At 62.2% G+C, this 8,831-nt stretch carries 7 protein-coding genes and 1 pseudogene; 3 read left to right on the plus strand and 5 right to left on the minus strand.

Going from position 1 to position 8,831, the window contains the following annotated elements:
• Window positions 1-548 precede the first annotated feature (548 nt).
• Complete coding sequence (locus tag BFP96_RS16085) at window positions 549-1,712, plus strand: type III PLP-dependent enzyme (RefSeq protein WP_003188470.1); 1,164 nt, start codon at window positions 549-551, stop codon at window positions 1,710-1,712.
• A gap of 62 nt (window positions 1,713-1,774) precedes the next feature.
• Here the strand turns inward: BFP96_RS16085 and BFP96_RS16090 are convergent, their stop codons facing one another.
• Together BFP96_RS16090 and BFP96_RS16095 are read right to left on the minus strand one after the other, a co-directional pair.
• Window positions 1,775-2,050: a type II toxin-antitoxin system RelE/ParE family toxin gene (locus tag BFP96_RS16090; protein ID WP_065883631.1), complete on the minus strand. Its 276-nt coding sequence runs from the start codon at window positions 2,048-2,050 to the stop codon at window positions 1,775-1,777.
• Window positions 2,050-2,316, minus strand: coding sequence for a CopG family ribbon-helix-helix protein (locus tag BFP96_RS16095; protein ID WP_065893646.1), 267 nt, complete (start codon window positions 2,314-2,316; stop codon window positions 2,050-2,052). The genes BFP96_RS16090 and BFP96_RS16095 overlap by 1 nt, the downstream gene beginning before the upstream one ends.
• Before the next feature lie 70 nt (window positions 2,317-2,386).
• On the opposite strand from BFP96_RS16095, the gene BFP96_RS16100 reads away from it, so the two are divergent.
• Window positions 2,387-2,584: a hypothetical protein gene (locus BFP96_RS16100; protein ID WP_065896488.1), complete on the plus strand. Its 198-nt coding sequence runs from the start codon at window positions 2,387-2,389 to the stop codon at window positions 2,582-2,584.
• A gap of 1 nt (window position 2,585) precedes the next feature.
• Window positions 2,586-5,111: a PepSY domain-containing protein gene (locus tag BFP96_RS16105; RefSeq protein ID WP_065936574.1), complete on the plus strand. Its 2,526-nt coding sequence runs from the start codon at window positions 2,586-2,588 to the stop codon at window positions 5,109-5,111.
• A 133-nt stretch (window positions 5,112-5,244) separates the two neighbouring features.
• Here the strand turns inward: BFP96_RS16105 and BFP96_RS16110 are convergent, their stop codons facing one another.
• The 3 genes and pseudogenes from BFP96_RS16110 to BFP96_RS30405 all read right to left on the minus strand — a co-directional run.
• Window positions 5,245-6,786 carry an alkaline phosphatase D family protein gene (locus tag BFP96_RS16110; protein ID WP_065936575.1) on the minus strand — a complete coding sequence of 514 codons (1,542 nt, stop codon included), beginning with the start codon at window positions 6,784-6,786 and terminating at the stop codon, window positions 5,245-5,247.
• A 194-nt stretch (window positions 6,787-6,980) separates the two neighbouring features.
• A complete protein-coding gene (locus tag BFP96_RS16115) occupies window positions 6,981-8,684 on the minus strand; it encodes a PTS fructose-like transporter subunit IIB (RefSeq protein WP_065893650.1) in 1,704 nt (567 codons plus the stop codon).
• 11 nt (window positions 8,685-8,695) lie between these two features.
• Window positions 8,696-8,831, minus strand: a pseudogene (locus tag BFP96_RS30405) (1-phosphofructokinase); the annotation flags it as partial.

Here is an 8,831-nt window from a genome sequence, read left to right on the forward strand (position 1 = left end):
GCGTGGTTTAACGGGGCGCCTGAGATCAAGATCAAAAGCAGATCAAGAGCAAGAGCGGCTCGCTTCGCATCGTGGTTACGGTTGAGCGCTACAGGGTTGTGTAGATACCCATGCCCCGATGAGGGTGGGTCAGTTGATAACTCTATAACTGACCCACCGCCATCGGGGGCAAGCCCCCTCCCACATTTGCCCCCCAGGGTGTCAGTGAAATACAGTCGATTTGCCCCATCCGGGGAACATCAATCCGTCACACCGGTCGGTTACATAAGTAGCTGCACGGGGTCGCGCGACGAACGCGTGCAAAAACGCGACATTTTTAGTTGATCCCACGCCCATCAAGCCCTAAAGTTCGCGCCGAACGTCCATGCTGGAAACGATCCATCCGGCTCAAGTACTGACGACGAGACAGCAAGGCCAAGGGACGCGTATCCCATGGCCTTTTTGCTTTCGGCGACATGCCTTGGGAAGTAGGCGAACCAAAGTGGGGATACGGAGGACGTTCATTTGCACCCATTGATTAATACAGTTTGCCCTTAGGAGTTCCCAGCATGTCGATCAACGTCGAAGATTATTTCGCGCGCGCCACCTTTGACAAAATGAAGGCGTTCGCCGACAAACAGGAAACCCCGTTCGTGGTGATCGACACCGCGATGATCAGCCAGGCCTACGATGACCTGCGCGCCGGTTTCGAATTCGCCAAGGTGTATTACGCGGTCAAGGCCAACCCGGCCGTCGAGATCATCGACCTGTTGAAAGACAAGGGTTCGAGCTTCGACATCGCCTCGATCTACGAGCTGGACAAGGTCATGGACCGTGGCGTCAGCGCCGACCGTATCAGCTACGGCAACACCATCAAGAAATCCAAGGACATCCGCTACTTCTACGAGAAGGGCGTGCGCCTGTTCTCCACCGACTCCGAAGCCGACCTGCGCAACATCGCCAAGGCTGCGCCGGGTTCGAAAGTGTATGTGCGCATCCTCACCGAAGGCTCGACCACGGCCGACTGGCCTTTGTCGCGCAAGTTCGGCTGCCAGACCGACATGGCCATGGACCTGCTGATCCTCGCCCGTGACCTGGGCCTGGTGCCCTACGGCATCTCGTTCCACGTCGGTTCCCAGCAGCGCGACATCAGCGTGTGGGACGCGGCGATCGCCAAGGTCAAAGTGATCTTCGAACGCCTGAAGGAAGAAGACGGCATCGAATTGAAGTTGATCAACATGGGCGGTGGCTTCCCGGCCAACTACATCACCCGCACCAACAGCCTGGAAACCTACGCTGAAGAAATCATCCGCTTCCTCAAGGAAGACTTCGGTGACGACCTGCCGGAAATCATCCTGGAGCCGGGCCGTTCGTTGATCGCCAACGCCGGTATCCTGGTCAGCGAAGTGGTGCTGGTAGCGCGCAAATCGCGTACCGCCGTCGAACGTTGGGTTTACACGGATGTGGGCAAGTTCTCCGGCCTGATCGAAACCATGGACGAAGCCATCAAGTTCCCGATCTGGACCGAGAAGAAAGGCGAGATGGAAGAAGTGGTCATCGCCGGCCCTACCTGCGACAGCGCCGACATCATGTACGAAAACTACAAGTACGGCCTGCCGCTGAACCTGGCGATTGGCGATCGCTTGTACTGGCTGTCGACCGGTGCCTACACCACCAGCTACAGCGCGGTTGAATTCAATGGGTTTCCGCCGTTGAAATCGTTTTACGTGTAAGACGGCTGCAACTAAAAAAGCCCATGACGTTTCATGGGCTTTTTTGTGTGTGCTCCGAGGTTTCAGCGGTCCTCGCGAACGTGCCATAACCGTAAAACATAGAGTGTCGACTGTTGAATTTCGTAGCGCATTTCGTAACGGCCAACCAAAAGTCTTCTTACGTCGCGCGGCGAAAACTCTTCAATTCTTTCCCCGATACGCGGATTACTGAGCAATGTGTCCGGCGCCCGGGAGAGTGCCTGCACGGTGCGGGCGGCCGCTTGGCGGTTCACCACAGAGAGGAAGTCGTACAATCGAGCCAAGTCGGATAAGGCTTTACTTGTCCACTTCAGCTCCATCAGCGCGGAACCGGCAGCGGCGAGTCGGTGTCCAGGCTATCAGCCCAGGCCTGCACTGCCTGGTGATCAATCACACGCCCCGCATCGACATCCGCCATCGCTTCAAGCGTCAAGCGACTGCGCTCTTCTTCTTGATCGACCCAATCGACGAGAGCTTGCTTGACCACCCATCCACGTGAGCGATCCATCCGTGCGGCCATCTGGTCGACTTTCTGAGCAAGAGCGGTGGGAATGTGAGCGGTCATTACTTTGGTATCGGCCCCCATGGACACTCTCCTCGGGATATCTGGCGCAAGTGATTAAATATGATTCAAGCTTAATCATAGTGATTTAACGTTGAGCAACAACCTCAATTCATCGCCGTTCATCGACTTTGTTCCAGACTTGCGCAACACCCGCGCGGCCATCAGCACGTTCTCCATCAAGCACAACAAGCCCCACGCATCAGATGCGCGGGGCTTTTGCGTGTTTTTCGGCAACTCACGGCATAATGCGCGCCGTGACACCTATATCCAGCTAAGCGAGGCGCTTTGACGTGTTGAAGAAAACCCTGTTTCAGTTGCACTGGTTCTTCGGCATCACGGCCGGGCTGGTGCTGGCCTTGATGGGGATCACCGGGGCTGCGTACTCGTTCCAGGATGAAATCCTGCGCGCGCTCAACCCCACGGTACTGAACGTGCAGAAGCGCGAAGCCGGCGTGCTGCCGCCCGCCGAGCTGGTGCGCAAGCTGGAAGCCGCCGAAGGCAAGCGCGTGGCCATGCTGTGGGTGGAAGACCACAGCGGCAAAGCCGCCCGCGTGTCCTTTACCCCGCCGCCAGGCGAGCAGCGTGGCCCGTTGCGTTACTTCGATCCGTATACCGGCGACTACCTGGGTGACGCCGTCGGCCAGGATGTGTTCGGCGTCATCCTGCAGTTGCACCGCTTCCTCGCCATCGGCGACACCGGCCGCAACATCACTGGCGCCTGCACCCTGATCCTGCTGTTCTTCTGCCTTTCCGGCCTGTACCTGCGCTGGCCGCGCCAGGTCAGGAACTGGCGTGTATGGCTGACCCTGGACTGGCGTAAAAAGGGCCGCAGCTTCAATTGGGATTTGCACTCGGTGTTCGGCACCTGGTGCCTGCTGCTTTATCTGCTGGCAGCGCTGACCGGGCTGTATTGGTCCTACGACTGGTACAGCCGTGGCGTGACCCAACTGCTGTCCGATGCGCCGCAGAACGAGCGCATGCGCAAGCGCGGCCCGCCACCCGCAGGCCCTGCGCCCGCGGCCAACTATGAAGCGATCTGGAGCAGCATCTACAGCAATGCAGGCCCTGGCTTGAGCGCCTACAACATCCGCCTGCCGGCCGTCGCCGGGCAACCGGCCACCGTGTATTACCTGCTCGACAGCTCGCCCCATGACCGCGCGCTGAACCAGATCAACCTCGACCCGGCCACCGGCGAGGTCACGGCCCATGAGCGTTACGCCAGCAAGAGCCTCAAGGCGCAGTTGCTGACCAGTGTTTATGCGCTGCACACCGGCAGTTATTTCGGGCTGGTCGGGCGAATTGTGCTCACCGTGAGCGCGCTGCTCATGCCCTTGTTCTTTATCACCGGCTGGCTGCTGTACCTGGACCGTCGCCGCAAAAAACGCCAGGTGCGTGATGCGCGCAAAGGCCTGGTGGCAAGCCACGACGACGCGCCGGCCTGGTTGATCGGCTTTGCCAGCCAGAGCGGCTTTGCCGAACAGTTGGCCTGGCAGACCGCCGGGCAATTGCAGGCCGCAGGGCTTGGGGTGAAGGTGCAGCCCCTGGGCAGCGTCAGCCGCGATGACCTCAGTCAGGCGCAACAGGCGTTGTTCGTGGTCAGTACATTCGGTGACGGCGAAGCGCCCGACAGCGCCCGTGGCTTCGAGCGCAGCGTGCTCGGCCAGGACCTGTCCCTCAAAGGCTTGAACTACTCGGTGCTGGCCCTGGGCGACCGCCAGTACGCGCACTTTTGCGGCTTTGCGAGGCGCCTGCACTTCTGGCTGACCCATCAGGGCGGCAACCCGCTGTTTGCGCCGGTGGAAGTCGACAGTGGCGACACCGAGGCCTTGCTGACCTGGCAACAACAACTCGGCCAGCTCACCGGTCACGCGCCGGCAGCGGCGTGGCAGACGGCCCGGTTTGAACACTGGACCTTGAGTCAACGCACCCTGCTCAACCCGGAAAGCGTCGGCGCCCCTGTGTACCTGCTGGGCCTCACGCCGCCCTCGCCCAGCAGTTGGCTGGCCGGTGACCTGGTGGAAATCCTGCCGCGCAATGGCCCACGGGCCGTCGAGCACTTCCTGGAAGGGCTGGGCCTGGCCGGCAGCGAAGGCGTATTGATCGAAGGCCTGGCGCAAACGCTGGACCAGGCCCTGGCCACACGCCAACTGCCGGACAACCGCACCCACCTGGTCGGCCTGCATGCCCAGGCACTGGTGGATGCGCTGGTGCCGCTGGGCATGCGCGAATACTCGATCGCCTCGATTGCCAGCGATGGCGTGCTGGAGCTGATCGTGCGCCAGGAGCGTCATCCGGACGGCAGCCTGGGCCTGGGCTCCGGTTGGCTGACTGAACACGCCGCCGTAGGCTCGAGCATCAGCCTGCGCCTGCGCCGCAACAGCGGCTTCCATCTGCCCGAGGCGCCCGTGCCGCTGATCCTGCTGGGCAACGGCACCGGCCTGGCCGGCCTGCGCAGCCCGCTCAAGGCGCGCATTGCCGAGGGCAGACAGCGTAACTGGCTGCTGTTCGGCGAACGCCATATCGCCCACGACTACCTGTGCCGGGAAGAACTGCAAGGCTGGCTGGCCAGTGGCGACCTAGCCCTGCTGGACCTGGCGTTCTCACGGGACCAGGCGGAGAAAATCTACGTGCAGGATCGCCTGCGCGAATCCGCCGACGTGCTGCGCAAATGGCTGGCCGACGGTGCGGTGATTTATGTATGCGGCAGTTTGCAGGGCATGGCCACGGGTGTGGACCAGGCGTTGGTGGACATCCTCGGCAGTGAAGCGGTGGAGCGCCTGATCGAACAAGGCCGCTACCGCCGGGATGTGTACTGAGATTTTACAGTCACTGTAGAACCAATGTGGAAGGGGGCTTGCCCCCGATGGCGGTGTGTCAGTCAATATCTCCGGTACTGATACACCGCTATCGGGGGCAAGCCCCCTCCCACAGTTTTTACCGCGTTCCAGGTCAAGCGGGCTGCAGTTTTTGCTCGAACACCGAGATACCATCGAGATCGCGCAAAATAACGGTCAACTCCGCCGTCTGCCCATCAATCTGCACCTCGCCGAAAAACTGAAACCCGGCAAACGGCGAGGTGTTCTGCGCCGGCGGTGCCTTCTCGAACACCACCTCGGGCCCGAAGGTCTTGTCCAACGGGTTGGGCCCGAAGCTCCCCGCATTCAGTGGCCCCGCGACGAACTCCCAGAACGGTTCGAAATCCTGGAACGCCGCCCGGTCCGGGTGATAGTGATGCGCCGCGCAATAGTGCACGTCAGCGGTCAGCCATACATGGTTACGTACCTTGTGCGCGCGCAGGAACCCCAGCAACTCGGCAATTTCCAGCTCACGCCCCTGCGCCGGGCCGGGATCACCGTTGGCAATCGCTTCCCAGCGCGGCACGCCGGGGCTGACTTCACCGTCGGGCACGCCCAGGCCGATAGGCATGTCGGCTGCGACCACTTTCCACTGCGCCTGGGACGCCTTGAGTTCGCGCTTGAGCCAGTCCAGTTGCTCGCGGCCGAGGAAGGGCTTTTCGCCGCCCAGATTGTCGTCGTTCGGTCCGCGATAACTGCGCATGTCCAACACGAACACATCCAGCAGCGGACCGTAACCGAGCTTGCGATAAATTCGCCCGCCCGCGTCGGCGCTTTGCCGGCGCATGGGTGAATATTCCAGCCAGGCCTGGCGCGCACGGCCGACCAGGGTGTTGATGTCGCGAGTCTGGTAGCGCTCATCCAGCTGTTTACTCGACGACCAGTTGTTGATCACCTCGTGATCGTCCCACTGCCAGATCTGCGGCACCTCGGCATTGAAGCGCCGCACGTTTTCATCCAGCAGGTTGTAGCGGTAATTGCCGCGATATTCATCCAGGGTTTCGGCGACTTTGCTCTTGGCTTCGGTGGTGATGTTGCGCCAGATGCGTCCACCTTCGGTGGCCAGTTGCGCCGGCACCGGGCCGTCGGCGTAGATGGTGTCGCCGCTGTGGATAAAGAAGTCCGGCAGGCGCAGGCGCATGGCTTCATAGATGCGCATGCCGCCGATGTCCGGGTTGATGCCGAAGCCTTGCCCGACGGTGTCGCCACTCCACACAAAACGGATGTCGCGACGCTGTTGCGGCACGCTGCGCAGGTGGCCGAACCACGGCTCGCTGGCGATACCGGTCTGGGCGTCTTCGAAATGCACACGGTAGAAAATCGCCTGGTCGGCAGGCAACCCGGTGAGTTCGACGCGGGCGGTAAAATCGCTGCGGTTGTCGGCCAGGGGCGAGACGAATCGGCGTGGGTTGCTGAACACACTGCGGGTGTCCCACTCCACCACCATCCGTGCCGGGCGGTCGCTGCGGCTCCAGATCATCGCGCGGTCACCGAGCAGATCGCCTGATTGCACGCCATCGGTGAGCAGCGGGCGGTCATTGACCGACGCAATCACCGCCGGCGCCAGGCCCGGCAACAACAGGCCCGCGCCAACAGCTTGCATCACGCGGCGACGGCCGAGATCGAAGTGGCTCATGCGTGTGCCCTCTTGAGTATCAAAAGGGCCACTTAAGCATGGCCGGATGAAGCAGATATGACACCGCACTTTACCGCCAATGCAAATCCAAATGTGGGAGGGGGCTTGCCCCCGATGGCAGTGTGTCAGCTGCAAATAAGCTGGCTGACACACCGCTATCGGGGGCAAGCCCCCTCCCACATTTTTTTACCGCGTCAGGCAGTGACGGCCAGCTCCGCCGCTTCCGGCCGCTTGATCAGCGCATACACCACACCGGTCAGCACACTGCCGGCCACGATCGCCAGCAGATACAGCAGCGCATGATTCATCGCGTTCGGAATCACCAACACAAACAACCCGCCGTGGGGCGCGGCCAGTTTGCAGCCGAAGTACATCGACAGCGCGCCGGTCAATGCGCCACCGGCGATGCTGGCCGGGATCACGCGCAATGGGTCCTTGGCGGCAAACGGAATCGCGCCTTCGGAGATAAAGCACAGGCCGAGAATCATCGCGGCCTTGCCGGCTTCGCGTTCAGTCTGGGCGAACTTGCGCCGGGCCAGGAACGTCGCGATGCCCATGCCAATCGGCGGCACCATGCCGGCGGCCATGGTCGCGGCCATCGGCGCCCCGCTCGACGCCGCCAGCAGGCCGACGGAAAACGCGTACGCCGCCTTGTTGATCGGCCCGCCCAAGTCGACACACATCATGCCGCCCAACAGGATGCCCAACAGCACCGCGTTGGTGGTGCCCATGGTGCTGAGAAAATCCGTCAGCCCGGTCAGCAAGCGCGCCACCGGTGGGCCAACGAGATAGATCATGGCCAGGCCAGTGAACAAACTGGCCAGCAACGGGATGATCAGGATCGGCTTGAGCGCCTCCAGGCTTTGCGGCAAGCGCACCGCCCGGGAGATCAGCTTGACGCTGTAGCCGGCCAGGAAACCGGCGAAGATCCCGCCAATGAACCCGGCGCCCAGCGTGCCCGCCAGCAGGCCGCCGATCATGCCCGGCGCCAGGCCGGGGCGATCGGCAATCGAGTAGGCGATGTAGCCGGCGAGCAACGGCACCATCAGCATGAACGCCTGGTCGCCGACGGTTTTCAGCGCCGCCGCCAGGGTGCCTTTTTCTTCAAAGGCATGGATGCCGAACACAAAGGACAAGGCGATCAACAAACCGCCCGCCACCACCATCGGCAACATGAACGACACCCCGGTGAGCAGGTGTTTGTACACGCCGGTTTTTTCCGACTTGGCCACTGCGCCGCTGCCGGCGCTTTCCACCGCGCCTTCGGCCAGCGCCTTGTTGAGCGTGGCTTCCGATTGCTTGAGGGCAATACCGGTGCCGCAGCGGTAGATCTTCTTGCCGGCGAAGCGCTCGGTGGCGACTTCGATATCCGCCGCCAGCAGCACCACGTCGGCGTCGGCGATGGCCTGCGGACTCAACGGCGTGCGCGCACCGACCGAGCCCTGGGTCTCGACCTGCAAGTCATAGCCCAGGCGCTTGGCCGTCTGCTGCAAGGCCTCGGCGGCCATGAACGTATGGGCAACGCCGGTCGGGCAAGCGGTAATCGCGACAATGCGCGGGGCATTCCCGGCCGGTGCCTCGGTCGCCACGTACACCTGCGCCTCCTCGGCGCCCCGACGCAATACCGCGTCGACATCCGCCAGCGCCTGGGCCGGCGTGCTCTGGAACACGCGCTTGCCGACAAAACGCTGCATATCCAGCGGCGTGCTGCTGACCAGCAACACCCACTCGGCGTCATCGAGGGTCGCCTGGGACAGCTGGCTGTCCGGGCGCTGCACGTCCACCACTTCGACACTGGTGCTCCAGCCCTGGCGCTGTGCGGCGGCGTCCAGCAAGCGGGCGCACAGCACACTGGTGACCATGCCGTTCGGGCAGGCGGTAACAATGGCTAACTTCATCACAAACCCTCTTATTGTTCTGTCAGCGTGCGCACATCGACGCCGCTTTCGAGACGCGCCAACTGCGCGTCATCGCTGATGCCGAAACCGATCTGCGTCACCGCCATCGCGGCAATCGCCGTGGCGCGGCGCAGGGTCTGCTCGGGC

It is taken from the genome of Pseudomonas sp. 34 E 7, assembly GCF_900005715.1.
GTDB classification, from domain to species: Bacteria; Pseudomonadota; Gammaproteobacteria; order Pseudomonadales; family Pseudomonadaceae; genus Aquipseudomonas; species Aquipseudomonas orientalis_A.

Bases quoted from the DNA above. Each gene is read 5' to 3' on its own strand.
- BFP96_RS16085 (WP_003188470.1), top strand. From the start codon at position 549: ATGTCGATCAACGTCGAAGATTATTTCGCGCGCGCCACCTTTGACAAA.
- BFP96_RS16090 (WP_065883631.1), bottom strand. From the start codon at position 2,050: ATGGAGCTGAAGTGGACAAGTAAAGCCTTATCCGACTTGGCTCGATTG.
- BFP96_RS16095 (WP_065893646.1), bottom strand. From the start codon at position 2,316: ATGGGGGCCGATACCAAAGTAATGACCGCTCACATTCCCACCGCTCTT.
- BFP96_RS16110 (WP_065936575.1), bottom strand. From the start codon at position 6,786: ATGAGCCACTTCGATCTCGGCCGTCGCCGCGTGATGCAAGCTGTTGGC.
- BFP96_RS16115 (WP_065893650.1), bottom strand. From the start codon at position 8,684: ATGAAGTTAGCCATTGTTACCGCCTGCCCGAACGGCATGGTCACCAGT.